The sequence below is a fragment of the Geomonas diazotrophica genome (assembly GCF_019063885.1).
Classification (GTDB): Bacteria; Desulfobacterota; Desulfuromonadia; order Geobacterales; family Geobacteraceae; genus Geomonas; species Geomonas diazotrophica.
The window spans coordinates 1,845,177-1,868,842 of record NZ_CP077684.1; the positions used below are offsets into that span (position 1 = coordinate 1,845,177).

Sequence of the window (23,666 nt, forward strand, 5' to 3'; positions counted from 1 at the left end):
CCGCTCGCCATTTGCACCGGCCGGGCACCGGCGGCTGGGCTGGTGCCTGTCTCCCCCTACAACGACTCATCGCCCTGGTTCATCGCACCGCAGCCTCGACCGCCATCGGCATCGGCCTGGGTGCCGACGCTGAAGCAAACGATTATCTGCCCTACAGCACCCACCGGACAGAAGCTGCTATGAGCGGGCTGCCTGTCAAAATCTTCCGAGGCAAAAATGGAAATGGAACTGGCACAACACGCAGATGCGGTGGAGCGCCTGCTCAAGGGGCGGCAGATCGACGGCTACGAGATCGCCGTCTCCGGTTCGCGGGATGTCGTCATCGAGGTGAAGAAGGGGAAGGTGGATGCCTTCCGTGTGGCGGAGCCCTTCGGGGTCTCCCTGCGGCTCCTGGTCGGCCGGGGGATGGGGTTCTCCTACTCCACCGCGCTGGACGACGGCTCGCTCTCCCGCATGGTGGAAGGGGCGCTGGTGGCGGCCCGGGTGCAGAGCCCGGACGAGTTCCACACCTTTCCCGAGGCGAGCCCCTCCTACCCCGACACCCCCTGGCTCTTCGACCCTGCTCTTCCCGCCGTTGACGAGTCGCTCAAGGTCGCCCGCGTCCTGGAACTGGAACGCCTGGTGCTCGACGTCGACCCGCGGGTGAAGCGGGTGCGCAAATGCAGTTACAGCGAATCGGTCTACCACTCCCTGACCCGCAATTCCCTCGGGCTCGATGCCGCCTACAGCGGCACCTACAACAGCTGCAGCGTTTCCGCCGTGGCGGAGTCCGACGGCGACGCCCAGACCGGCTGGGACTACGCCTTCTCCCCCTCCTTCGAGGGAATAGACCTGGGCGCGGTGGCCCGGGGGGCTGGGCGCAAGGCGACCGGGCTCCTGGGGGCGCGCACCCTTCCCACCATGCGCTGCCAGGCGGTACTGGACAACCGCGTCGCCGCCGACCTCGTCGACGTGCTCTCCGGTTCCTTCCTCGCCGAAAACGTGCACAAGGGGAAGTCGCTGCTGACCGGCAGGGTAGGGGAGCGGCTCTTCTCTGAACGCGTCTCCGTACGCGATAACGGCCTTCTTCCCTGCGGCATGGGGAGCGCCCCCTGCGACGGCGAAGGGGTAGCGCAGCAGGACACCCCGCTGGTGGTGAGGGGCGTGCTGCAGGGGTACCTGTACGACAGCTACTGGGGTGGGCGCCTGGGGGCGCGCTCAACCGGCAACGCCGTGCGCGGCGGCATCAAGAGCCCTCCCCGGGTCGGGGCGCACAACCTCCATGTCGAGCCGGGCGGGGCCGACCTCGCGACGCTGCTGGCCGGGGTGCGTAAGGGGGTCTTCATAACCGAGGTGATGGGGATGCATACGGCTAACCCGATCTCCGGTGACTTCTCGGTCGGCGCCGCGGGCTTTTACGTGGAGGATGGAGAGATCAGGTACCCGGTCAAGGGGCTGGCCCTGGCGGGAAACCTGCTGGAGTTGTTTGGAAGGGTGGACCTGGTAGGGAACGACCTGCGTTTCTTCGGCTCGACCGGGTCGCCTTCGCTGAGGATTGCCGAACTCGACGTCAGCGGCACCTAGGACCGCCCCGGGTGGGTGCGGTCCTGGCCTTTGCCTGTCACGTCTTCTTAGGGCTCCGCGTGCAGGATCTCGATCAGCCTGCGCACGAACGGACTCACCACCGCGTAGTGCACTTCGACCCCATCGCGGGTCCCCTCGATGATCCCCTTGTTCTTCAAAAGTGCCAGGTGTTGCGACACGGTCGCCTGGGGGAGCCCCAGGCATTCCCAGATGTGCTTCACGTTGCACTCCTGGGTGCAAAGCCCTGCCACTATCTTCAGGCGGATCGGGTGCCCGAGCACCTTTAGCATTTCCGCTTCTTTTCCGTAATCTTTGGTCTTGTCAAATGCCAACGTAGTATCCTCCGGTTTGGGCTAAAGATAATCTATATATGCTAATAGCAATTGTCAACTGAATTACTTTGCTTCGCTGAGGAAGATTTCCTCGCTGAAGTGGCAGGCCGCCCGTTGCCCCGGCACTTTTTCCTGCAGTTCCGGCCTCTTCTCGCTGCAGACCGGCTGCGCGTAGGGGCAGCGCGGATGGAAGGGGCAGCCGCTGGGGGGCGCAACGGGCGAGGGGAGCTCACCCTTCGCGATCACATGCCTGGTCCTCTTCTTCGGGTCGATGCTCGGTATCGCGGAGAGGAGCGCCTCCGTGTAGGGGTGCAGGGGGCGGCTCAGCACCTGGTCGCGGCTGCCGGTCTCGACGATCCTCCCCAGGTACATGATCGCCACCCGGTCGCTCAGGTGCCGGAGCACAGAGAGGTCGTGGGTGATGAACAAAAAGGAGAGCCCCAGATCCTTTTTCACCTCCTGCAGCAGGTTGATGATCTGGGCCTGAATGGAGAGGTCCAGGGCCGAGACCGGCTCGTCGGCGATGATCAGCTTCGGTGAGACGGCCAGCGCGCGCGCGATGCCGATCCGCTGGCGCTGTCCGCCGGAGAACTCGTGCGGGAAGCGCATCATGTGCTCGGGGGAGAGTCCGACCCGCCTGAGCAGTTCCGCCACCCGTTCCCGCCGTTCCGCGGCGCTGCCGATGCGGTGGATCTCCAGGGGCTCCCCCAGGATCTCCGCGACCCGCATGCGCGGGTTCAGCGAGGAGAACGGGTCCTGGAACACCATCTGCACCTCTTTGCGGTACTGGGCCAGCTCGGCCCTGCTCATCTGCGCCAGCTCCCGCCCGGCATAGCGGATGTTCCCCGAGGTGGGAGGGGTGAGCCCGGTCAACAGCCTCGCTACGGTCGACTTGCCGCAACCCGACTCGCCCGCGAGCCCCAGCGTCTCTCCCGGGTAGAGCTCGAGGTCGACCCCTGCCACGGCGGTGAGTATCCGCTTCTCCGCGAACATCCCCCCCCTTACGGGGTACTGCTTCACCAGGTTTTCTGCGGTCAGAAGCGGCGTCATGATACTTTCCGGCAGCGCACGAGGTGTCCCGGCGCCGCCTCCCTCATCTCGATGGTTTCCCTGGCGCATCCCTCGTCGCCGATCGGGCAGCGCTCCTTGAAGGGGCAGCCGGTCAGGTCGCCACGCAGATCCGGCACCCCCCCGGCGAAGGTGGCGAGCTTTTCGCCCGGCGTGCCGAATTCGGGGAGCGAGGCGAGGAGCCCCTTGGTGTAGGGGTGCAGCGGGTTGGCGAAGAGCTCGGCGGTGGGCGCGCTCTCCACGATCTCGCCTGCGTACATGATGGCGGTCCGGTGGGCGCGTTCGGCCACGATGCCGAGGTTATGGGTGATCAGGATCAGCCCCATGCGGTTCTGCTCCATGAGCCGGTCCAAAAGCTCGAGTATCTGCGCCTGGATGGTCACGTCCAGCGCCGTGGTCGGCTCGTCGGCGATGACCAGTTCCGGCGCACAGGCGAGCGCCATGGCGATCATGACGCGCTGGCGCATGCCGCCGGAGAGCTGGTGCGGGTAGTCCCGGACCCGGTCCACGGCGGCGGGGATGCCGACCTGGGTCAAGAGCTCGACCGCCTCGCGTTCGGCCGCCTGTACCGAGAGGGCGCGGTGGATCCTGAGTCCCTCGGCGACTTGGAAGCCGACGGTGAAGACCGGGTTCAGCGAGGTCATCGGGTCCTGGAACACCATGGCGATCCGGTTTCCACGGATCTGGCGCATGCGCTCCTCGGAGAGAGCCAGCAGATCCTCCCCCTTGAAGCGGATGGAGCCGGATACGATGCGGCCCGGCGGGGGGACCAGCCTGAGCACGGATGCCGCGGTGATGCTCTTGCCGCAGCCGGACTCGCCCACCAGGGCAAGCGTCTCGCCGGCGTCGACGCTGAGGTCAACGCCGCGCACGGCCTTGAGCACGCCGCCTTTCAAGCGGAATTCGGTGCGCAGTCCTGTGATTTCTAGAAGTGCCGGCACGAGGGCTCCCGGTGCCCGCTGGGGGCACAAAAACGGCGCGGACTGGCTCTGCCGGCCGCGCTGCAAAGGTTTATCTTATACCATTATTTGAATTACTGGGCAACGCAGGAGTGAGGTGCGCTGCCGGCCTTGGGCGGGGCGGGTACCACGTGCAGACCTGGGTACTCCTCGCGCTGCGGCAGGAAATTGGGCGTTTTCAGGAGCTTGATGAAGATGGGCACCAGTTCCGGGTCGAACTGGGTGCCGGCGTTTTCGGCCAGCTCCTGGATGGCCACCTCGAGCTTCAGCGCCTTGCGGTAGGGGCGGTCCGAGGTCATGGCGTCGAAGCTGTCGGCTATGGCCAGGATGCGGGATTCCAGGAGGAGCTCCTGGCCGGTCAGGCGGTTCGGGTACCCCTTGCCGTCGTAGCGTTCGTGGTGCTGGCCGATGCACAGCCGCACGTCGTGCAGGAATTCGATAGGCTCCAGGATTGTCATCCCGATGGTGGGGTGCTGCTGCAGCTCGGCCACGTCGTCCCTGGTCAGGGTATCTTCCTTGTGCAGCAGGGAGAGATCGATGCCGATCTTGCCGATGTCGTGCAGGATGGCGGCGCGCTCGATCACCTTGAGGCGGTTGGCGGGGAGCTCGAGCTTTCTGGCCAGGGCCAGGGAAAAACGGGTGACCCGCTCAGAGTGGCCGCGGGTATAGCTGTCGGACGCCTCGATGGCCGAGACCAGCGCCTGGATGGTGTTCAGGTAGGTCTTTTGCTGCTCGTCGTAGAGCATGGCGTTCTTGATGGCGATGGAGGCCTGGGCCGCGATGGTGGAGAGGAGCTCAAGCTCCTCGTGGTTGTAGACGGTGTTGTTCTGCTTGTTGACCACGGTCAGGGTGCCGATGATCTCGTCCTTCACCATGAGCGGGGCGCAGATCAGGGTCTTTCTCTCGAAGCCGAGCGGGCTCAGCCGGTCGAACTCGGGGGTGAGGGAGATGTCGGTGATGAGAAGCGGCTTGCTGTTCTGGATCACCCAGCTGGAGACGCTGGAGGGCTTCATGGGGACGCGCAGGTACTGCGGGTTGGGGTCGCGGTAGCCGACCAGGTTGGTGATGCGCAGCTCGCCGTGCTCGGCGTCGTACAGGACCACGTAGCCGACCTGGGCCTGCAGCGTGTCCATGGTCGTCTTCACCACCAGCCGGTACAGGTCCTCCACCTCGATGGTGGAGTTGATGGCCAGCCCAAGGCGGTACAGGGTGGAGAGCTTCGCCACCGCCTTTTCCAGGTTTGTGTTCTTGTCCTCCAGTTCTCCGGCCAGATCGGCGATCTTGTAGTTCGCCTCCTCGATCTCCTCGATACGTTCTTCCAGGGTCACGTTCAGGTTCTCGATCTCCCGGATCTGCTCCTCGAGCCGGCCGTTCATCAGGTGGGTCTCGCGGTGGTGTGCGAGCTTTTCCTGGGCCCGGGTCAGCTCCCTTTCGTGTTTCACTGCCGATTCCATGAGGTTGGCGATGGTGCCGACCATGTGGTTGAAACTGTTGCCGAGCGAGTGCATTTCCCGGCTGGAGGTGAGGCTGATTTCCTTGCTGAAGTCTCCCTGCTCCACCTGCTCCATGTAGCGCATCAGTTTGCGGATGGGGCGCTCGACGTAGATGACCAGGAAGGTGAAGATGGTGGCCACGGTGAGCAGCACCAGGATGATGGCGGAGGCGATGGCGATCTCGCGTTCACGGGAGATGAAGCCGTTCATGTAGCCCAGGGAGAGCTTGATCTCGAGAAGCCCCAGGGTTTCCTTGCTGGCGGGATGGCACTTGTAGCATTGCGGCGCGTTGAAAATGCGGGCGTAGGAGAGGAAGACCCCCTCTTCGGGGAGCAGGGACAGGTTGCGGGTGGGCAGCTTCGGGCGGCCCATTTCGGGGACCTTGCTGCCGATCTCCTCGCGGTCCGCCGAGTTGAGGATTTTCCCTTCGGCGTCCACGATCCTTATGGACTTGACGAACTCCCTGGATTTGATCCTCGCGAAGATGCCGGCCACCTCGTCGGAGCGGCCGGAGAGCATGGCATTGGCGACCGAACTCTTTATGGTCTCGATCAGGACCGAGGTGTTCCGGTTGGCGATTTCGTGCAGCATTTCCTTCTGCTGCCGGTAGTTTTGGTACGCCACAGTAGAGATGACTACGACCAGAATCGCGGTGACCAGGGTGAGGATCTTGATTTTAAGGGAATTGCACATTACCGGTCCGTACTGTGGCGCAGATCACGCTATATGGCTATGTCCTACAGCCATATAGCCTTTTTTTGCACTTCTGGCAACAGTTATTTAGGTATATAGAGCTCCGCGCCGTTGCCTTCAAACCGACTGAGATCGACGTCTTAGCTTCACTGCGCGCGAACGCCCCCCTGGGGTGCCGCGTGCCGGGATCCATATTTAATGAGAAACAAAGCAAATCGCTTGCCAATTAATTAGGCTGAAACCGCTCTGATTAGAGCGACAAAATTATTGACTTTGCGGGCGGTTCCATGGTTTATATCTAGGGCTTTTACGGGACGGTTAAACCCATGTGTATACGGAATTGATGAGCTGCTTCAGGACGTTGATCATATTAATCATCTGCCTCGCCGCCGGGGGTAGTGCCGCGGCGATGCGACCGGAGATGGTGCGGGTGGCCCTGTTCAAGGGGGCCGAGACCCTCAGGATCGACGGCGACGGCGTGCTCCTGACCGACGGCCGCGGCGAACCGCTCAGGGTGGAGATGCCGCTCGAGGTGCGCCGCTCGGGGAGCGGGCTCAGCGTGAACGGCAGGGCCGTGAACCGCCTGGTCGCCTCGGCGTTTTCGCGCATCACGATCAACGGCAAGGGATACCGGGCCCTGATCGAGGTCTCGGCCGCCGACAAGGGGCTCCTTGTGGTGAACGAGCTTCCGCTCGAGGAGTACCTGGTCGGGCTCATCAACTGCGAGATCAGTTCCGCATGGCCCATCGAGGCCATCAAGGCGCAGGCCGTCATCGCCCGCTCCTACGCGGTGTACCAGATGCAGGCCCGCCGCGGCGCGAGCTACCAGCTCGAGTCCAGCGTGATGGACCAGGTGTACGAGGGGGCCGACGTAGAGGACAGCCGGGCCGCCTACGGCGTGCGTGAGACCGCCGGAGAGGTGCTCAGCTACAACGGCAAGACCATCCAGGCCTTCTACCATTCCAACTGCGGCGGCCATACCGAGTCCTCCAAGAACGTCTGGGGGCTCTCGATCCCGTACCTCCAAGGCGTCTCCTGCCGCTACTGCGGCGACTCCAACCCTATCCGGTGGGAATTGAACCTCCCCCTCAAGAAGGTGGAGAGCTCGCTCAAGGGCGCCGGCTTCCAGGTGGCGGGGCTCAGGGAGCTGCGCGTGCGCGGCAGGAACCAAAGCGGCAGGGTGCAGGACGTGGTCGCCGAATGCTCCAGGGGGAGCGTGGTCATCCCGGCGGTGGCGTTCAGGAAGGCCCTCGGCTACGGCAGCGTGAAGAGCACCAACTTCGAGCTGCGCGGCAGCCGCGACGAGGTGCAGGTGATCGGCACCGGTTCCGGTCACGGCGTCGGCCTGTGCCAGTGGGGCGCCAAGGGGCGCGCCAACGAAGGGTTCGATTACCGCGAGATCCTCACTTACTACTATCCGGGCGTGAAGCTCTCCGGCGGGTACGGTCGATAGCATGCGCCTTTCAGATTTCGATTACGAGCTTCCGCCGGAGCTGATCGCTCAGCACCCGGCCAGCCGCAGGGACGCCTCGAGGCTCTTGACCCTGGACCGCGCCACCGGCTCGGTCGGGGAGAGCACTGTGGCCGCCATCGCGGCGCAGTTTCGCCCGGGCGACCTCCTGGTTCTCAACGACACCCGGGTCATCCCGGCCCGGCTGAAGGGGCACAAGGAAACAGGCGGCGCCGTCGAGGTGTTCCTGGTGCGCCGCGTCCCCGGCGCAGATGAGGTCTGGAGCTGCCTGATCAAGGCCTCCAAGACCCCCGGCGCCGGCACCCGCATCATGCTCCCCGCCGCGGTCACGGCGACGGTGCTCGCCCGCGAGGAAGGGGAGTGGCGGGTCCGCTTCGAGGGGAGCGATGACTTCATGGGGTGGCTGGAACAGGCGGGGAGCATGCCGCTGCCCCCCTACATCAAGCGCGCACCCGAAGGGGAGGACCTCGAGCGCTACCAGACCGTGTTCGCGCGCGAGAAGGGGGCCGTGGCCGCCCCGACCGCCGGGTTGCATTTCACCCCGGAGATCCTGGCTGAGATCCGGGGTCGCGGCGTGGAGATCGCGCCGCTCACCCTGCACGTTGGGCTCGGGACGTTCATGCCGGTCCGGGTCGAGGACCTTTCCCAGCACACCATGCACCGGGAGCTGTACCGGATCCCGCACCAGACCGCGCAGGCCATCCGGCGCACCAAGGAGGCGGGGGGGAGGGTGATCGCTCTCGGGACCACCTCGATGCGGGCCCTGGAGCACGCCGCAGCCTCGGGCGAGCTGGAGGCCGGGGAGCGCGAGGCGGACATCTTCATCCTCCCCGGGTACCGGTTCCGGGTGGTCGATGCGCTTATAACGAATTTTCATCTCCCCAAATCGACACTATTTATGTTAGTGTGCGCTTTCGCCGGAAAAGAGATCATGCTGGACGCCTACCGCGAGGCGGTGAAACGGCGCTTCCGGTTCTTCAGCTACGGCGACGCGATGTTCATCGCCTGATGGCCGAGGCGGCAGGGAAGGGGGGGCGAATGATTACTAGCCCCTACGGTGGACGTTGCAGGGGCGAATAAATACTCGACAGCTTTTGAAATCTATTTACGGGAACAGTTATTGTCAGCTATATCGTTTGAACTGATCAAGAAGGACCCGGGCTGCGCGGCCCGTCTAGGCTCTCTGACAACCACGCACGGCAAGATCGAAACCCCGATATTCATGCCGGTCGGCACCCAGGCGACGGTCAAGGCGATGACCCCCGAGGAACTTGTCGAGGTGGGGTCGCAGATCATCCTCGCCAACACCTACCACCTCTACCTGCGTCCCGGGCACGAGCTGATCGGGCGGATGGGAGGGTTGCACCGCTTCATGCACTGGGACCGCCCCATGCTGACCGATTCAGGCGGGTTCCAGGTCTTCTCGCTGGGGGAGTTGAGGAAGATCTCCGAGGAAGGGGTCAAGTTCCGCTCCCATATCGACGGCTCCCCGCACTTCATCTCCCCCGAGGTTTCCATCGCGATCCAGGAGTCGCTTGGCGCCGACATCGCGATGTGCTTCGACGAATGTCCCCCGTACCCCGCCGAGCGCTCCTACGTGCAAAAGTCGCTGGAGTTGACCACGCGCTGGGCACGGCGCTGCAAGGAGGCGCATCACCGTCCCGACCAGGCGCTCTTCGGCATCGTGCAGGGGGGGATGCACCCGGATCTGCGGCGGGTGAGCGCCGAGCAGATCATCGACATCGGCTTCGATGGCTATGCCCTCGGCGGGCTGTCGGTGGGCGAGGAAAAGGAAGTGATGCACGGCATGATGCATGAGTGCAGCGACATCCTTCCCGAGCAGGCGCCGCGCTACATCATGGGCATCGGCGCCCCCGAGGACCTGGTCGAGGCGGTCTACAACGGCTTCGACATGTTCGATTGCGTCATGCCCACCAGGAACGCCAGAAACGGCGCCCTGTTCACCAGTTTCGGCAGAATCAACATCAAGGCGGCCATCTACGCTGAGGACCAGGGTCCCATCGATCCGGCCTGCGACTGCTACGTCTGCCGCAACTACACCAGGGCGTATCTCAGGCACCTGTACCGCAGCCAGGAGATCCTGGCCTCGCGGCTTAACAGCTGGCACAACCTGCACTTCTTCCTGAACCTCATGAAACGGGTGCGGGAGGCCATCGCAGCGGGTGAGTTCGTCAAGTTCAGACAGGAATTCTACGCGGCAAGAACGGGGCGTTAGCGCTGCGCGCTTGAAGTTTTACCGAAGTTTTGATCGTCAATAAAGGGATGGAAATACAACCCAGGAGGTAACTAAATGTTAGGTTTGGCGTTTGCAATGGCTGCTCCCGCGCAGGGCGGCGCGCCGGCGGGCGGAGGGATGATGGCACAGTTCCAGGGGCTTATCCCCCTGGTGTTCATGTTCGCCATCTTCTACTTCCTGCTCATCAGGCCGCAGCAGAAAAAGGCCAAGGAGCACAGGGCGCTTCTGGAGGCGCTCAAGAAAGGCGATCAGGTCGTCACCGCCGGCGGCATGCACGGCAAGGTGACCGCACTGGACGACCAGGTGGTCACCCTGGAGATCGCTCCCGGCGTCAACGTCAGGATCAACAAAGGGTACATTGCGTCTGTAAAGCAGGACTAGTGCATTGATCGATTTTTTCCGAAAGGAGCTTTTCCCATGAAGGGTTATACCTGGCGCATTTCTCTTATCTTCATTTTCATCATCGCCTCGTGCGTCTACCTGACGCCGACTTTGGTCGACACGCTCCCCAAGTGGTGGAGCGGCCTGCTTCCCAAGGACAAGATCCACCTGGGTCTGGACCTGCAGGGGGGCACCCACCTGGTCATGGAGGTTGAGACCCAGAAGGCCGTGGAAGGGTCCCTGGACCTGATCGCCACCGACCTCGAGGACTCCCTTACCGCGCAGAACGTCCGCTTCAAGAAGGTTGCGCGCCTGGGCGGCGACAAGGTGCAGCTCACCCTGTACGACCGCGGCTCCGCCGACAAGGTGCAGGCCCTCATCAAGAAGAAGTACCCCGACCTCGAGACCCTGCCGGTCTTCGACGAGGGCGGTTTCGTCAACATGCAGCTGCGCATCAACGAGAAAGAGGCCCAGGTCAGGAAGGACCGTGCCGTGGCCCAGGCCCTGGAGACCATCCGCAACAGGATTGACCAGTTCGGCGTTTCCGAGCCGGTGATCCAGCGTGAAGGGCTCAACAACATCGTCGTCCAGCTCCCCGGCATCAAGGATCCCAAGCGCGCCATCGAGCTGATCGGCAAGACCGCGCGCCTCGAATTCAAGCTCGTCGACGAGAGCGTGAACGCGGCCACCGCGACCGCCGGCTCGCTCCCCGAGGACGACGAGCTCCTCTTCGAGAAGAGGACCGATCCCCAGACCGGTGCCGTCTCCGAGACCCCGCTGGTCGTGAAGAAGAAGGCGATGATCACCGGCGAGCTTCTGACCGACGCCCAGATCAGGATCGACTCCCAGTACAACCAGCCCTACGTGGCGATCGAGTTCAACTCTACCGGCGCCCGCCTGTTCGACCAGGTCACCGCAGCCAACGTGGGCAAGCGCTTCGCCATCGTGCTGGACAGCAACATCTACTCCGCGCCGGTGATCCGCGAGAGGATCTCTGGCGGCAGCGCCCAGATCTCCGGTTCCTTCACCGAGAAGGAGGCCGCCGACCTCGCCATCGTGCTGCGCGCAGGTTCGCTCCCGGCTCCGGTCAAGATCCTGCAGAACGTCACCGTCGGTCCTTCCCTGGGTAGGGATTCCATCCACAAGGGGCTCATGGCCGGCCTCATCGGCGTGGTGCTGGTCGTCTCCTTCATGGCGATGTACTACAAGCTCTCCGGCATGGTGGCAAACCTCGGCATGGTGCTCAACATCCTGTTCCTGATGGGGGCTCTTTCCGCGCTGGGCGCGACCCTTACCCTGCCGGGCATCGCCGCTATCGTCCTGCTGGTCGGTATGTCGGTCGACTCCAACGTCCTCATCTTCGAGAGGATCAGGGAGGAGCTGCGCCTGGGCAAGACGCCGCACGCCGCGCTCGATGCCGGCTACGACAAGGCGTTTCTCACCATCATGGACTCGCACGTCACCGCTTTGATCACCGCGGCGGTGCTGTTCCAGTTCGGCACCGGCCCGGTCAAGGGCTTCGCCGTCTCTCTCAGCCTCGGTATCATCATCAACCTGTTCACGTCGCTCGTCGCCACCAAGGTGCTCTTTGACGCCTTCCTTGAGCGCGTCCACGTGAAGCGACTCAGCGTATAAGGGGGGAGACCAATGGAACTGCTCAAGAAGACCAACATAGATTTCATCGGGATGAGGAAGTTCTCCTTCCTCGCTTCCGGCCTCATGGCCATCATCGGCCTCATCGGGATCATCGCCATCGCCCGCGGCACCGCCAACATGGGGATCGACTTCTCCGGCGGCACCGAGATGCAGATCAAGTTCGCCCAGCCGGCGACCACCCAGTCCATCCGCGACGCCCTCGCCAAGTCCGGCGTCAAGGAAGTGGAACTGCAGGAGATCACCGGCGGCAACCAGGTACTCGTCAAGATGCACAAGTCGACCGGCAAGTCCGCCGACCAGGTCGCCGACGCGCTTAAAGCCGGGATCCCCGGCAACACCTTCAACGTGGAAAGCTCCACCGAGATCGGCCCCTCCATCGGCGAGAAGCTGAAGCAGGACACCCTGGTGGCCGTGGCGCTCTCCATGCTGGGGATCATCCTCTACATCGCCTGGCGTTTCGACTTCAAGTTCGGCGTGGGTGCGGTTGTGGCCACCATGCACGACGTTCTCGCCATGATCGCCGTCTTCTACGTGATGCACAGGGAGGTCAACATCCTGTTCATCACCGCGGTCCTCACCATCGCCGGCTACTCGCTCACCGACACCGTCGTCGTCTTCGACCGTATCCGCGAGAACATGCACAAAAGCCTCAAGGATCCGATGATCACCATCTTCAATAGGAGCATCAACGAGACCCTGTCCCGTACCATCATCACCTCGGTGACCACCTTCCTTGCCGCAGTCTCCCTCTTCCTCTTCGGCGGCGAGGTCATCCACGATTTCGCTTTCGCCCTGGTCGTGGGGGTCGTGGTGGCCACCTACTCATCCATCTTCGTGGCGAGCCCGATCGTTGCACTTTGGGAAAAGCACGCAGTCGAGGCCAAGGCCGAGGCCGCTTAAGGAGGTTCCGTGAGCAAGGAGAACGTACTTACCATCGTGGTGGCGCTGATCGTTGGTCTCCTGGGAGGCTACTTGATCTTCAACATCGCCGGCCAGAACAAGGAACCCCAGGTCGCCATGTCGGTGCCGCAGGGGGCAGGTTCGCCGACCGACTACCAGCGGCGCATCGTGGAGGCCGAGAAGATCGTGGCGCAGGACCCCAAGAACCTGCAGGCCTGGATCCAGCTCGGCAACGACTACTTCGACACCGACCAGGCCCAGAAGGCGGTCAACGCCTACGGCAAGGCCCTGGAGCTCGACCCGAACAACCTGAACGTGATGACCGACCAGGGGATCATGTACCGGAAGATCGGCTGGTACGACAAGGCGATAGCCAACTTCGAGAAGGCGCAGTCGATCGACCCCAAGCACCTGCAAAGCCTCTACAACCTCGGTGTCGTCTACCTGCAGGACCTGAAGCAGCCGGAAAAGGCCAAGGAGATCTGGACCAAGTACCTGCAGTTCGATTCGACCAGCCCCACCGCTCAGCAGATCAAGAACGATATGGCGGGGCTGAACCAGATGCCGACATCGTTCAAGAAGTAGAGAGATATAAAGATAAAGAGAAAAAACCCGCTTCCGGCGGGTTTTTTTTTGTCGCCGTCGCGGCACATTAGATTCGCGGGGTGCTGCTCCTTATGCTATGATTGCACCCTGATTTTTCGGATTTGGAGGGGGGATGAAACCAGTAACACATAGAAGCTGGCGGGGCAGGGAGGCCGACGCCGACACGGTAGCCGGGCTGACCCGTTCCGGGGTCGCCCCGCTTCTGGCGCGCCTTTTGGCCCACCGCGGGGTCTGCACCCCCGACGACGCCGATGCCTACCTCAACCCGGTGCTTTCCCGTTTGCACGACCCCATGGCCCTGGCCGGGATGGATCAGGCCGTGGCGCGTCTGGCTAGGGCACTCAAAGCCGGCGAGCGTGTCTGCGTGCACGGCGATTACGACGTGGACGGCGTCACCTCCTGCGCGCTCCTGCTGAGCTTCTTCCGTAAGATCGGCCTCGACTGCTGCCACTACATACCCAAGCGCCTTACCGAGGGGTACGGGCTCTCCGAGCAGGGGGTTGCCGCGGCGGCCCGTGCCGGCGCGACCGTACTGGTCACCGTCGACTGCGGCATCACGGCCGTCAACGAGGCACGACTTTGCCGGGAGGCGGGGCTCGACCTCATCGTCACCGACCACCACGCGCCGGGGGAGGTGCTCCCGGACGCCTGCGCCGTCATCAATCCGCTGCAGCCCGGGTGCCGCTTCCCCTTCAAATCGCTTGCGGGCGTCGGGGTCGCCTTTCACCTGGTGGTGGCGCTGCGCGCCCGACTGCGCGCCGACGGCCACTTCGCGGGGGGCGGCGAGCCGGACCTCAAGGAGTATCTCGACCTGGTCGCCCTGGGCACCATCGCCGACGTGGTCCCCCTTTTGGGCATCAACCGGGTGCTGGTCAGCTACGGGCTAAAGCAGCTCTGTACCGGCGACCGCATCGGCATCGAGGCCCTCAAGGAGGTGGCCGGGATCACGGGGGAGGTCGGCTGCGGTGCGGTGGGTTTCCGTCTCGCCCCGCGCATCAACGCGGCGGGCAGGCTCGAGGACGCCTCCCTGGGGCTCGAGCTTTTGCTCTGCCGGGATCTCCAGCGCGCCCGGGACATCGCTAAAGAGCTGGACGAGGCCAACGTCGAACGCCAGGCCCTGGAGCGGGCCACCTTCGAGGAGGCGCGCTCCATGCTGGAGCAGGGGGCCTGCAGCGGCAGAAAGAGCATCGTGCTCGGCTCCGAGCTCTGGCATCCAGGCGTGATCGGCATCGTCGCCTCGCGCATCGTCGAACTCTTTCATCGACCGGTGATCCTGTTCGCTTTCGACGGGGAGACCGGGAGGGGGTCCGGGCGCAGCATCTCGCGCTTCCACCTGTTGGACGCCATCAAGGAGTGCGCCGATCACCTCCTGCGCTTCGGCGGGCACAGCCATGCGGCCGGCCTCTCCATCGCGCAGGAGGAGTTGGAGCGTTTCGCGCTGCGCTTCGACGAGGCGGCCCAGGAGGTGCTCGACGCCGAGGCGCTCACCCCCACGCTCTCCTTCGACCTCGAGCTCGGCTCCGGCGACATCACAGCCGACCTGGTGCGGCAACTGGAGCAGATGAAGCCTTTCGGCATGGGGAATCCCGAGCCGCTCTTCGTGCTTAAGGGGGCGGAGGTGCTGGAGAGCCGGGTGCTCAAGGGGGGACACCTGAAGCTTAGGGTAGGGGAGGGGGGCAAGAGCTTCGACGCGATCGGATTCGGCCTCGCAGAGGCGGGGCTGCCGCAGGGTAGGGTAGACATCCTGTTCTCCCCAGCCATCAACGTCTGGAACGGCAGGAGCTCGTTGCAGCTCACCGTGAAGGACCTGCGCGCGGAGGGGACGTGCTGAGGAGTGACCGCTTCAACAAGGCCGACCGGGTCATCCGGATCGGCTTCTGGGCCAACGCCTTGCTGATGGTCGTAAAGCTCGCCGCCGGTCATTTCGGACATTCGGAGGCGGTCTTCGCCGACGGCGTGGAAAGCGCCTGCGACTTCATCGCCATCGGCATGACCCTGATCGCCCTGAAGGTCGGGCGCAAGCCCTACGACTCGGACCACCCCTACGGACACGGCAAGGTCGAAAGCCTCTCCGCCATCTTCGTATCGCTAGTGATCGCCGCTACCGGCGGCTGGATTCTCTACGGTGCCGCCACCACCATGCTGGCGGGACGTTACTCCGCCCCGGCGCTGGTCGCCGTTTTGGCAGCTGCCGGGACCATCGTTGCCAAGGAGGCGCTCTACCGCTACTCCATGAAGGTGGGGGGGGACCTGGGGAGCCCGGCGCTGCTCGCCATCGCCAAGGACCACAGAAAGGACGCCATCACCTCGGTTGCCACCCTGGTCGGCGTGGGGTGCGCCTATTTCGGCCTCGGCGTCATGGACCCCGTCGCGGCCGGACTCACCTCGATCTTCATCTTCCACATCGGCTACCACACCTTCCGCACCTCCGCCCACGAACTGATGGACGGACAGCCCGAGCAGTCCCTGCTGGACGCCATCGCGCAGCTGGCGCGGAGCGTAGAGGGGGTGGACCAGGTGCACGAGATCAGGGCGCGTCACTCCGGGCAGTACCTGATCGTGGACCTGAAGCTCGACATGCCCCCGGAGATGACCGTGAAGCGTTCGCACGACATTTCCACCGAGGTGAAACGGCGCATCTTCGACCATTTCAGCAACGTGGGCGACGTCATGATACACATAAACCCCTCCGATGAGCCTCACGAAGACCTGATTCGCCTTTAGCGCTTCTCTTTGTTTCTCCCGAATGCCGTATCCTGGCTTCCCCGCGCGTGATTTTAATCACAACTTTCTTGACAGGCAGTCGCCATAGGTAGTATTTAAACCAGTCGATTGTTGTGAATATACTGTTATTTGGGGAGGAATGATGAAAAAGAGTACCCTGTCGCTGGTCATCGCGGCCTTGATTCTCGTCGCTTCCACGGCCTTTGCTGCCAAGATGGCGACCGTTGACATCCCGGTGAAGGCCGACCTTTACGCCACGGCCCCGGCTGCGCTCACCCCGCAGCAATGTGCCCAGTGCCACACCGGCGCGTTCAACGGGCTCAAGAACGCCGGCGGCAAGCATCGCTTCGACTGCCAGGCCTGCCACACCGTGATCCACGCCTACAACCCGAAAAAGGCCAACTACGACGAAGTGATGCCGAAGTGCGCCTCCTGTCACACCGACATCCACGGCCCGGCCAATAAGGATTGCGCGAGCTGCCACAACAACCCGCACACCCCGCGCAAAGTCGCCATGACCCAGAGGCTCGCCACCACCTGCGCCACCTGCCACGCCGAAGAGAAGGCTGAGCTGGTCAAATTCCCGAGCAAGCACACCAACGTCTCCTGCGACCGCTGCCACACTTCGCACGGCTACAAGCCTTCCTGCTTCATGTGCCACAAGCCGCACTTCAAGGATCAGCCGATCGAGGCGTGCGCCAAGTGTCACTCCGTTCACAAGCCGAAGCAGGTGACCTACCAGGGGACCGACTGGAACCAGACCTGCGCCTCCTGCCACAGCAAGGTGTACGCGAAGCTCTCCAACTCCAAGGCTCGTCATTCGAAGGTTGCCTGCGCTTCCTGCCATAAGGCGAAGCACGGTTACATCCCGCAGTGCACCGAGTGCCACAAGGCTCCGCACCCGCAGTCGATCCTGACCCGCTTCCCGAACTGCCTGGGCTGCCACCTTGACGTCCACGACCTGCCCAGCATGAAGTAAGCGCAAAACCTGTCTGAACGCCAAAGGCCCCGGGATTCTCCGGGGCCTTTTTTTTTGTTCGTGCGGGGTGCAACCACGGCAGTTGCACGTCAGGGGAGGGGGACCCCTTAAGAGAAGTCTTGCATCCTGTCCCGCACCCAAAGTAAACTGCTTTGGGGCGACGTGGCGATTTTCACGGAGAATCGCGGGTTTGGCTGGCGAAATGGTGACCTCCATCACAAAAGTTTACGGTCCTCTCCTGTATCCTAGCTCCTGTCGTGCTTACCGGTTGGCAGCGCCCTCCGCCTGCAGGGGCAGCTTCAGCCCCGGCTCCCCCCGCGAAGCCGCGCTGTTCAACATGAACATCAACCGCAGTCCTAACTGGAAATCTGTGTCCGCACAGATCTTAAAAGGAAGCTCGTGCGCGTTATTCTACTGGTACTCCTACTGTTCCCGCTTCTCCTCCCCGTAAAAGCCCGGGCCATGGTCGATCCCGCGACCTCAACAGCACTCTCCACCGCCAACCTCGACCTCCTGCTGGAGCGTGCCATGTCCGAGAACCTCATCGCCGGCGGAGTGGTCGTGGTCGGCAATCACGAGGGGATCATCGCCACCGCCGCCCGCGGCCAGATCAGTCCCTTACCGGGCGCACCTGCGATTACCGACCGGACCCTGTTCGACGTCGCCTCGCTCACAAAGGTCATTGCCACCACCCCGGCGGTGATAAAGCTCCTCGACGAAGGGCGCATTTCCCTGACCGACACGCTTTCCCGCTGGTTTCCGGAACTTGCCGGTACCGACAAGGGGAACATCACCATCCTGCACCTGATGACCCATACCTCCGGCCTCTCCGACGTCATGGTCGGGCAGGGTGGCTCGGTGGAGGGACTGGTCCGCAAGGTCGCGGCGCAACGTTTCCGCGGTGCCGGTACCGGCTTCGAATACGCCGACATCAACTTCATCCTCCTTGGGGAACTGGTGCACCGGGTCTCCGGCGAGAGGCTTGACCAGTTCTGCCGCGAACAGATATACGAGCCGCTGGGGACCCGCGACACCTCCTTCCTCCCTTCCCGCGAAGGCAACGATATCGCGCCCACCTCCGGCACCCAAGGGGGCGTGGTCCAGGACGAGAACGCTCGCCGCCTGGGGGGCGTAGCCGGTCACGCCGGCCTGTTCAGCTCAGCCTACGACCTGGCTCGCTACGCCCGGCTCCTCCTGGGTCGCGGCACCCTCGACGGCACCCGCATCCTCTCGGAGCAGGCGGTTGCCGAGATGACCACTCCCTACGCCTGCAACAACGGCAGGGTGAAACGCGCCCTGGGGTGGGACATGGCCTCGGCGTTCTCCGCGCCCAAAGGAAACTACTTCTCGGACGACTCCTTCGGTCATACCGGCTACAGCGGCTCCTCCATCTGGATCGACCCGCAGCAGGACATGTTCGTCATCATGCTGACCAGGCGGCTCGACTACCGCAACGTGCACAACTTCAACCAACTGCGCAGGAACGTCTCCACCTACGCCGCAGCCGACCTCAAGGGGATCGCGGGCGAGCTGACCCCGGTAGCCGAAGTGGAGAGGGTGAAGGCGCAGGTCATCGCCGCGTCGGTTGCCCTCATCAGCCAACCACGCCGTCACAAGTTTGCCTCCCTGAAGTTGCGGGATGACCGGCGCGCCGCGAAGTGCTCGGTGAAGCCCGGCCGCCGCACTCTGCAGGCCCGCGCCGCGCACCGCGGCACCAAGGTGACCAAGGTCGCCAGGAACGACGCCGGAAAGGTTCGAGCCGCATCCAAAAAGCATCGTTCGCTTGCCAGAAGCTGATCCATGCGCGTAGCTCTCAACGAGCATCTCTGTTGTCTCTTCAAAGGTGTTGCTTGCTCTTGGCAACTGTGCTAGTATGCCGGAACATTAAATTGTGCAAATCTTTATTGGGGGCGCGGTGATGCTTGATGAAGATCTTGGACTCGACCTCGGTATTCTCTGCCGCTGCTGTGATTGCAGGACCATTCGCCTGCCTGACAAAACCGGACTGTCTGAGAGCCAGGTGGCCGCCATCGAGAAATTGTGCAAGCTCTGCATCGAGAGCAACAAGCAGTATGCCGTCAACAGCTGATACCTCCAACACGTGCAGGAGACATCCGGTCGGTCTCCTGCTGCTCCTTTGTCTGCTTCTTCCGGCTTTTTCCTACGCCGATACCCTTTTCCAGCGCTCCGGTGCACTCCTCGAGGAGAAGGCTCGCCAAGCCTCGGCCGATGACTACTGTTTCGTGGTCATGGGGGACAGCCGCTCCAACGACGCCATATTCGCGAAGGCGCTGCGCACCGCGGCCGGCTTCAAACCTCTCTTCATCCTGCACGGCGGCGACTACTCCACCGAGGGGGGCGAGGAGGAGACCGGCAACTTCCTGTCCCTGGTTGAGAAAAACGCGCCATGCATCCCGGTCTTCGTGGTGCTGGGCAACCACGAGAACCCCAGGGTCTTCGAGAGGGAGATCGGTCCCCCGCGCTTCGCTCTTTCCGTACCACGACTCGGGCTGAAGGTCGTCGCCCTGGACAACTCGCGGGAGGCACTGCATCCCCTGGAACTCGACTATCTCAAAAAGGAACTTGCCAGCGCGCCCGGCGCCACCTTCGTGGCCATGCACGTCCCACCCGAAACCGGCCGCTGGCGCGGCCATACCTTTGTCAAGGGGGCGGCGGAGCTTGAGCGGATGGTAGCCGCCGCGCCTGCAGTACAGGGACTTTTTTTCGCCCACTCCCACCTCTACGACGCGAGCGTCTTCGGCGGCGTGCCCGCTTTCATTTCCGGCGGTGCCGGAGCGCCACTGGTCTGGATCAGTCGCTACGGCGAGAGGGTCAACCACATCATCGTGGTCCGGGTAAAAAACGGCAGGGCAAGCTACCAGATGGTGCAGCTCAAGTGACGGAGGATCTGCTTCACGTCGGGGATTCCGCGGCGGTGCATGGGGACGAAACCGCTCTGCTCGAGGAGTGTTACCGGCAAGCCCTGCTCCTTTTGCGGGAAAACTCCACCCCGGACGGCATTCTTGCCTCGGCGCGCAACCGGAGATCATCCAGGCGCAACTACGACGCCATCTTCGGGCGCGATGCCGCCATCTGTTCCCTGGGCATGGCCCTGTCCGGGGACTTTGAACTGCTCCAGGCAGCCGAGGCAGGCCTGCTCACCCTGGCGCGGCACCAGGCCCGCAACGGCCAGATCCCCAAGTTCGTGAAGCCGGAAATCGCCGAGGTGGACTTCTGGTACGCGGGGTGCGTTGATGCCACGGTCTGGTGGCTCATCGCGGTCCACTTCCTGGACCGGGTGGCGCCGCAACTGGGCCTGGCCGAGCGGCTCTCCGCCAACGCGGTGCGCGCCCTTTCCTGGCTCGAATGCCAGGAGCACCAAGGGTGGCACCTCTTGCAGCAAAACGACTGTGCGGACTGGGCCGACATCATGCCGCGGTCGGGCTTCGTGCTCTACACCAACGCGCTCTGGTACTGGGCCAAAAGGCTTTACAACCTCCCCACCGCACGCGCAACCCGCGACTTCGCCCGGCTCCTCTTCAACCCCTTCGACAACGCGATTCCCGACCAGAAGCGGGTCCGTCTCATGCGCCACTACGTCCGCAACGGCAGCCGACCGGCCCCCTTTCTGCTGAGCTACGTGAACTTCTCCTTCTGGGGTGAGGAGATCGACATCTTCGGCAACATCCTTGCCTACCTGACCGGGCTGGGGGTCCCATCCGATGCCGGTAAGATGGTGGCGGGCGTCGCCGCCCTGAGCGCAAACGATCCGCACCCCGTGCGCGTGGTGGGGACCCCCATAGAGGTGGGCTCCCCCCGCTGGCGTCCGTACATGCAGCGGCACCGGCAAAACCTCCCTTGGCAGTACCACAACGGCGGCGCCTGGCCCTTCGTGGGAGGGTTTTGGGTGGTGCTGCTGGCGATGCTCGGGGAGCGGTCCCTGGCACGCGCTGAACTGGTGAAACTCGCGCTCAGCAACAGGGTTAACGGTTGGGAATTCAACGAGTGGTTTCAAGGACAGACGGGCGAGCCGATGGGGATGCCCCGGCAGTCCTGGAACGCCGCCATGTACCTGGTCGCCTTCCGCGTCCTCGCCGACGGTACCAGGATCTTTCCCCAAGGCTGACATGGTGCAGCACTACTGAAGCTGGCCCGCCGCCGGCCTTTCAACCCTCTGTTCCCCGGCTCATTGACTCTACCTGCATACCTCCCATATCCAGCGGACTGACTTTTTGACTGTTCCTCGGAATTACTTGTATTTTTCCACTCTCAACAGGTGACATTTGGCCGCACGATGATTATTATTGTGCTCATGCCATTCAAGGAGGATTAGATCATGAAACGCTTGACGTTACTGTTGCTTTCGTTGTTCACCCTTGCCGCCCTTTCCGGCTGCGGCTACAACACGATGCAGGCCAAGGAAGAAGCCGTTTTCGCAGCATGGGGCGATGTCGAGGCTTCCTACCAGCGCCGCGCAGACCTGGTGCCGAACCTGGTCGAAGTGGTCAAGGGGTACGCCAAGCACGAGGCGGAGACCCTGAAGGCGGTCACCGAGGCGCGCGCCAAGGTGGGCTCCATGCAGGTTTCCAAGGACGCCATCAACGACCCCAAGACGATGCAGAACTTCCAGCAGGCCCAGTCGCAGTTAAGCGGCGCCCTGTCCCGCCTCATGGTCGTCGTGGAGCGCTACCCGGACCTGAAGGCGAACCAGAACTTCATGGATCTGCAGAACCAGCTTGAGGGGACCGAGAACCGGATCAACGTGGCGCGCGTGCGCTACAACCAGGCGGTTCAGGATTTCAACACCACCATCAGGACCTTCCCAAACTCGCTCACCAACTCCATGATGCTGCATCTGCAGCGCAAGGAACCGTTCAAGGCGGAAGAGGGTGCCAAGGTGGCGCCCAAGGTGAAGTTTTAGAGGCAGGTCAAGGTCGAGGTTGAGGTCAAGGACCATAGTGGGGGGCTTAACCTCAACCTTAACCTTAACCTCAACCTTATTTAGAGGCGGGCATGAAAAAGCTGTTTTTGCTCCTGACATTCTTCCTGACCGTCCAGGTCTGCTCAGCGGTCGAGGTCCCGCCCCTGCGCGGCCACGTGAACGACTACGCCTCCATGCTGTCGCCTCAGGTGGTGCAGCAGTTGGAGAGCGAGCTTGCCGCTTTCGAGAAAAGCGACTCGACCCAGATCGTGGTGCTCACCATCCCGAGCCTGGAGGGGGAGGTGCCGGAACAGTACTCCATCAAGGTGGTGGAAAAGTGGCAGCTGGGGCAAAAGGGGAAGGATAACGGCGCGCTCCTGCTGGTTGTCAAAAACGACCGCAAGATACGCATCGAGGTGGGGCGTGGGCTGGAAGGAAAACTGACCGACCTCACGTCCGGACGCATCATCCGCAACGAGATGAGTCCGGCCTTCAAACAGGGGCAGTTCGACCTGGGCATCGCCCGCGGCGTGGGAGCCATCATGGCCACGGTGCGCGGCGAGTACCAGGCCCAGCCAAGCGACCTGCGCCACGGCAAGAAGGGGGCTCCCCCCATACTGACACTGCTTCTCTTTGTCATGGTCGCCTCCGTCTTCCTGGGCGGCATCTCCCGCTTCCTTGGAGGCGTGGCCGGCGCCGTCGGGCTCCCGATCGCCGCCTTCATCTCTTTCTCGGGGCTATCGCTGCTGCTTTTGGGGATTCTGGCGGTAGTCGGTTTCCTGGCCGGCCTCTTCATCGCCTTTCTCTTCTCCTCGGGAGGACGCGGCGGGTTCATGGGAGGCCCCCCCTTCTTCGGCGGCTTCGGCGGGGGAGGGGGCTTCGGCGGCGGAGGGGGAGGATTCTCCGGCGGTGGCGGCAGCTTCGGCGGTGGCGGTGCTTCGGGAGACTGGTAATGGACATTTCTCACAAATCGATAGCTAACGACTATTTCAGCGCCGACCAAAAAGAGGCCGTCAGGCTGGCGGTGGCCCGCGCCGAAGCCCGTTCCAGCGGCGAAATCGCTACCATGGTGGTATCCGAGAGCGATCGCTACCGCGAGGCAGAGGCGCTGGGAGCGCTTCTCTTGTCCGGCTTCGTCGCGGTGGTGGTCGCCGTGCTTTTGCACCACGTCACTATCTGGACCTATATTCCCCTGGTTTTTCTGCTCTATTTCCCGGCGCTCTTGTTCCTGCGGCGCTTCCCGCGGCTGAAGCTCTCCTTCGTCGGGCCAAGGCGCCTGGCCGAGGCGGTGAGCGAAAGGGCGCTCGTTGCCTTCTACCAGCAGGGGCTGTACCGGACCCGGATGGAGACTGGCATCCTCATCTTCATCTCCCTCCTGGAGCGCAAGGTTTGGATCGTCGGCGACCGGGGCATCAACGAGAAGATCCCCCCGGGTTACTGGAAGACCCTGGCCGAACGGCTTGCGCAGGGGCTTCGCGCCGGGCGCGGCGCTGAGGCGGTCTGCGAGGTGGTAGAGGCCTGCGGCAGCGAACTGGAGCGGCACTTCCCGCGCCGGGAGGACGATCACAATGAGCTTCCCGACGAGATGATCATTTCTTGATCATCTTTTCGCCGATTCTGCCGATATAGAAATTGACTTTCCACCGGTTCCACACCCATTATT

The 23,666-nt window shown here is 63.2% G+C and carries 22 protein-coding genes; 18 read left to right on the forward strand and 4 right to left on the reverse strand.

The features are described 5' to 3' along the window. Positions 1-216: 216 nt before the first annotated feature. On the forward strand, positions 217-1,563 hold the full coding sequence (locus KP003_RS08060) for a TldD/PmbA family protein (RefSeq protein ID WP_367620820.1): 1,347 nt from the start codon (positions 217-219) through the stop codon (positions 1,561-1,563). A 47-nt stretch (positions 1,564-1,610) separates the two neighbouring features. Here the strand turns inward: KP003_RS08060 and KP003_RS08065 are convergent, their stop codons facing one another. The 4 genes from KP003_RS08065 to KP003_RS08080 all read right to left on the reverse strand — a co-directional run bounded on the left by KP003_RS08065 (position 1,611) and on the right by KP003_RS08080 (position 6,108). Further along, positions 1,611-1,895 carry an ArsR/SmtB family transcription factor gene (locus tag KP003_RS08065; RefSeq protein ID WP_216498002.1) on the reverse strand — a complete coding sequence of 95 codons (285 nt, stop codon included), beginning with the start codon at positions 1,893-1,895 and terminating at the stop codon, positions 1,611-1,613. Positions 1,896-1,958: 63 nt separating this feature from the next. Continuing rightward, positions 1,959-2,945 carry an ABC transporter ATP-binding protein gene (locus tag KP003_RS08070; RefSeq protein ID WP_216791470.1) on the reverse strand — a complete coding sequence of 329 codons (987 nt, stop codon included), beginning with the start codon at positions 2,943-2,945 and terminating at the stop codon, positions 1,959-1,961. After that, positions 2,942-3,904, reverse strand: a complete 963-nt coding sequence (locus KP003_RS08075) for an ABC transporter ATP-binding protein (RefSeq protein WP_216497998.1) — start codon at positions 3,902-3,904, stop codon at positions 2,942-2,944. Before KP003_RS08075 ends, KP003_RS08070 begins: the two co-directional genes overlap by 4 nt. A 92-nt stretch (positions 3,905-3,996) precedes the next feature. Further along, positions 3,997-6,108 (reverse strand): HD domain-containing phosphohydrolase, encoded by a 2,112-nt coding sequence (locus tag KP003_RS08080; RefSeq protein WP_216791472.1) that lies wholly within the window; start codon positions 6,106-6,108, stop codon positions 3,997-3,999. Positions 6,109-6,451: 343 nt separating this feature from the next. Between KP003_RS08080 and KP003_RS08085 the strand changes: the two genes are divergently transcribed. The 17 genes from KP003_RS08085 (at position 6,452) to KP003_RS08165 (ending at position 23,603) form a co-directional block, all read left to right on the forward strand. Further along, positions 6,452-7,561, forward strand: coding sequence for a SpoIID/LytB domain-containing protein (locus tag KP003_RS08085; RefSeq protein ID WP_216791474.1), 1,110 nt, complete (start codon positions 6,452-6,454; stop codon positions 7,559-7,561). Between the two features lies 1 nt (position 7,562). Next, positions 7,563-8,588 carry a tRNA preQ1(34) S-adenosylmethionine ribosyltransferase-isomerase QueA gene (queA, locus tag KP003_RS08090; protein ID WP_216791475.1) on the forward strand — a complete coding sequence of 342 codons (1,026 nt, stop codon included), beginning with the start codon at positions 7,563-7,565 and terminating at the stop codon, positions 8,586-8,588. A 111-nt stretch (positions 8,589-8,699) separates the two neighbouring features. After that, positions 8,700-9,815, forward strand: a complete 1,116-nt coding sequence (tgt, locus tag KP003_RS08095; protein ID WP_216791476.1) for a tRNA guanosine(34) transglycosylase Tgt — start codon at positions 8,700-8,702, stop codon at positions 9,813-9,815. Between the two features lie 75 nt (positions 9,816-9,890). Next, complete coding sequence (gene yajC, locus KP003_RS08100; protein ID WP_216497988.1) at positions 9,891-10,217, forward strand: preprotein translocase subunit YajC; 327 nt, start codon at positions 9,891-9,893, stop codon at positions 10,215-10,217. A gap of 36 nt (positions 10,218-10,253) precedes the next feature. Further along, entirely contained in the window at positions 10,254-11,852 is a 1,599-nt protein-coding gene (gene secD / locus KP003_RS08105; protein ID WP_216497987.1) for a protein translocase subunit SecD, read from the forward strand. Between the two features lie 12 nt (positions 11,853-11,864). Next, entirely contained in the window at positions 11,865-12,773 is a 909-nt protein-coding gene (secF, locus tag KP003_RS08110) for a protein translocase subunit SecF (RefSeq protein ID WP_216791477.1), read from the forward strand. 9 nt (positions 12,774-12,782) lie between these two features. After that, entirely contained in the window at positions 12,783-13,358 is a 576-nt protein-coding gene (locus KP003_RS08115) for a tetratricopeptide repeat protein (protein ID WP_216791478.1), read from the forward strand. Between the two features lie 133 nt (positions 13,359-13,491). After that, the gene (gene recJ, locus KP003_RS08120) at positions 13,492-15,210 is read left to right on the forward strand and encodes a single-stranded-DNA-specific exonuclease RecJ (protein ID WP_216791480.1); all 1,719 of its coding nucleotides are present in this window, start codon (positions 13,492-13,494) and stop codon (positions 15,208-15,210) included. Then, positions 15,204-16,103 carry a cation diffusion facilitator family transporter gene (locus KP003_RS08125; protein WP_216497979.1) on the forward strand — a complete coding sequence of 300 codons (900 nt, stop codon included), beginning with the start codon at positions 15,204-15,206 and terminating at the stop codon, positions 16,101-16,103. The genes recJ and KP003_RS08125 overlap by 7 nt, the downstream gene beginning before the upstream one ends. 142 nt (positions 16,104-16,245) lie before the next feature. Then, positions 16,246-17,082 carry a cytochrome c3 family protein gene (locus tag KP003_RS08130; RefSeq protein ID WP_239027634.1) on the forward strand — a complete coding sequence of 279 codons (837 nt, stop codon included), beginning with the start codon at positions 16,246-16,248 and terminating at the stop codon, positions 17,080-17,082. A 399-nt stretch (positions 17,083-17,481) separates the two neighbouring features. Next, positions 17,482-18,879 (forward strand): serine hydrolase domain-containing protein, encoded by a 1,398-nt coding sequence (locus tag KP003_RS08135; protein ID WP_216791483.1) that lies wholly within the window; start codon positions 17,482-17,484, stop codon positions 18,877-18,879. Positions 18,880-19,000: 121 nt separating this feature from the next. After that, complete coding sequence (locus tag KP003_RS08140; RefSeq protein ID WP_216497974.1) at positions 19,001-19,171, forward strand: hypothetical protein; 171 nt, start codon at positions 19,001-19,003, stop codon at positions 19,169-19,171. Then, positions 19,155-19,982, forward strand: coding sequence for a metallophosphoesterase family protein (locus tag KP003_RS08145; RefSeq protein ID WP_216791484.1), 828 nt, complete (start codon positions 19,155-19,157; stop codon positions 19,980-19,982). Before KP003_RS08140 ends, KP003_RS08145 begins: the two co-directional genes overlap by 17 nt. Continuing rightward, positions 19,979-21,208, forward strand: a complete 1,230-nt coding sequence (locus tag KP003_RS08150) for an amylo-alpha-1,6-glucosidase (protein ID WP_239027635.1) — start codon at positions 19,979-19,981, stop codon at positions 21,206-21,208. The genes KP003_RS08145 and KP003_RS08150 overlap by 4 nt, the downstream gene beginning before the upstream one ends. A gap of 210 nt (positions 21,209-21,418) precedes the next feature. Next, positions 21,419-22,003 (forward strand): LemA family protein, encoded by a 585-nt coding sequence (locus tag KP003_RS08155; protein ID WP_216791486.1) that lies wholly within the window; start codon positions 21,419-21,421, stop codon positions 22,001-22,003. 92 nt (positions 22,004-22,095) lie between these two features. Next, entirely contained in the window at positions 22,096-22,956 is an 861-nt protein-coding gene (locus KP003_RS08160) for a TPM domain-containing protein (protein ID WP_216497971.1), read from the forward strand. Further along, complete coding sequence (locus KP003_RS08165) at positions 22,956-23,603, forward strand: TPM domain-containing protein (RefSeq protein WP_216791488.1); 648 nt, start codon at positions 22,956-22,958, stop codon at positions 23,601-23,603. Before KP003_RS08160 ends, KP003_RS08165 begins: the two co-directional genes overlap by 1 nt. Positions 23,604-23,666: the final 63 nt, after the last annotated feature.

Excerpts from the sequence above, each read along its gene's own strand:
- KP003_RS08060 (WP_367620820.1), top strand. The coding sequence starts at position 217 with ATGGAAATGGAACTGGCACAACACGCAGATGCGGTGGAGCGCCTGCTC.
- KP003_RS08070 (WP_216791470.1), bottom strand. The coding sequence starts at position 2,945 with ATGACGCCGCTTCTGACCGCAGAAAACCTGGTGAAGCAGTACCCCGTA.
- KP003_RS08080 (WP_216791472.1), bottom strand. The coding sequence starts at position 6,108 with ATGTGCAATTCCCTTAAAATCAAGATCCTCACCCTGGTCACCGCGATT.
- KP003_RS08085 (WP_216791474.1), top strand. The coding sequence starts at position 6,452 with ATGAGCTGCTTCAGGACGTTGATCATATTAATCATCTGCCTCGCCGCC.
- queA (WP_216791475.1), top strand. The coding sequence starts at position 7,563 with ATGCGCCTTTCAGATTTCGATTACGAGCTTCCGCCGGAGCTGATCGCT.
- yajC (WP_216497988.1), top strand. The coding sequence starts at position 9,891 with ATGTTAGGTTTGGCGTTTGCAATGGCTGCTCCCGCGCAGGGCGGCGCG.
- secD (WP_216497987.1), top strand. The coding sequence starts at position 10,254 with ATGAAGGGTTATACCTGGCGCATTTCTCTTATCTTCATTTTCATCATC.
- secF (WP_216791477.1), top strand. The coding sequence starts at position 11,865 with ATGGAACTGCTCAAGAAGACCAACATAGATTTCATCGGGATGAGGAAG.
- recJ (WP_216791480.1), top strand. The coding sequence starts at position 13,492 with ATGAAACCAGTAACACATAGAAGCTGGCGGGGCAGGGAGGCCGACGCC.
- KP003_RS08130 (WP_239027634.1), top strand. The coding sequence starts at position 16,246 with ATGAAAAAGAGTACCCTGTCGCTGGTCATCGCGGCCTTGATTCTCGTC.
- KP003_RS08140 (WP_216497974.1), top strand. The coding sequence starts at position 19,001 with ATGCTTGATGAAGATCTTGGACTCGACCTCGGTATTCTCTGCCGCTGC.
- KP003_RS08145 (WP_216791484.1), top strand. The coding sequence starts at position 19,155 with ATGCCGTCAACAGCTGATACCTCCAACACGTGCAGGAGACATCCGGTC.
- KP003_RS08155 (WP_216791486.1), top strand. The coding sequence starts at position 21,419 with ATGAAACGCTTGACGTTACTGTTGCTTTCGTTGTTCACCCTTGCCGCC.
- KP003_RS08160 (WP_216497971.1), top strand. The coding sequence starts at position 22,096 with ATGAAAAAGCTGTTTTTGCTCCTGACATTCTTCCTGACCGTCCAGGTC.
- KP003_RS08165 (WP_216791488.1), top strand. The coding sequence starts at position 22,956 with ATGGACATTTCTCACAAATCGATAGCTAACGACTATTTCAGCGCCGAC.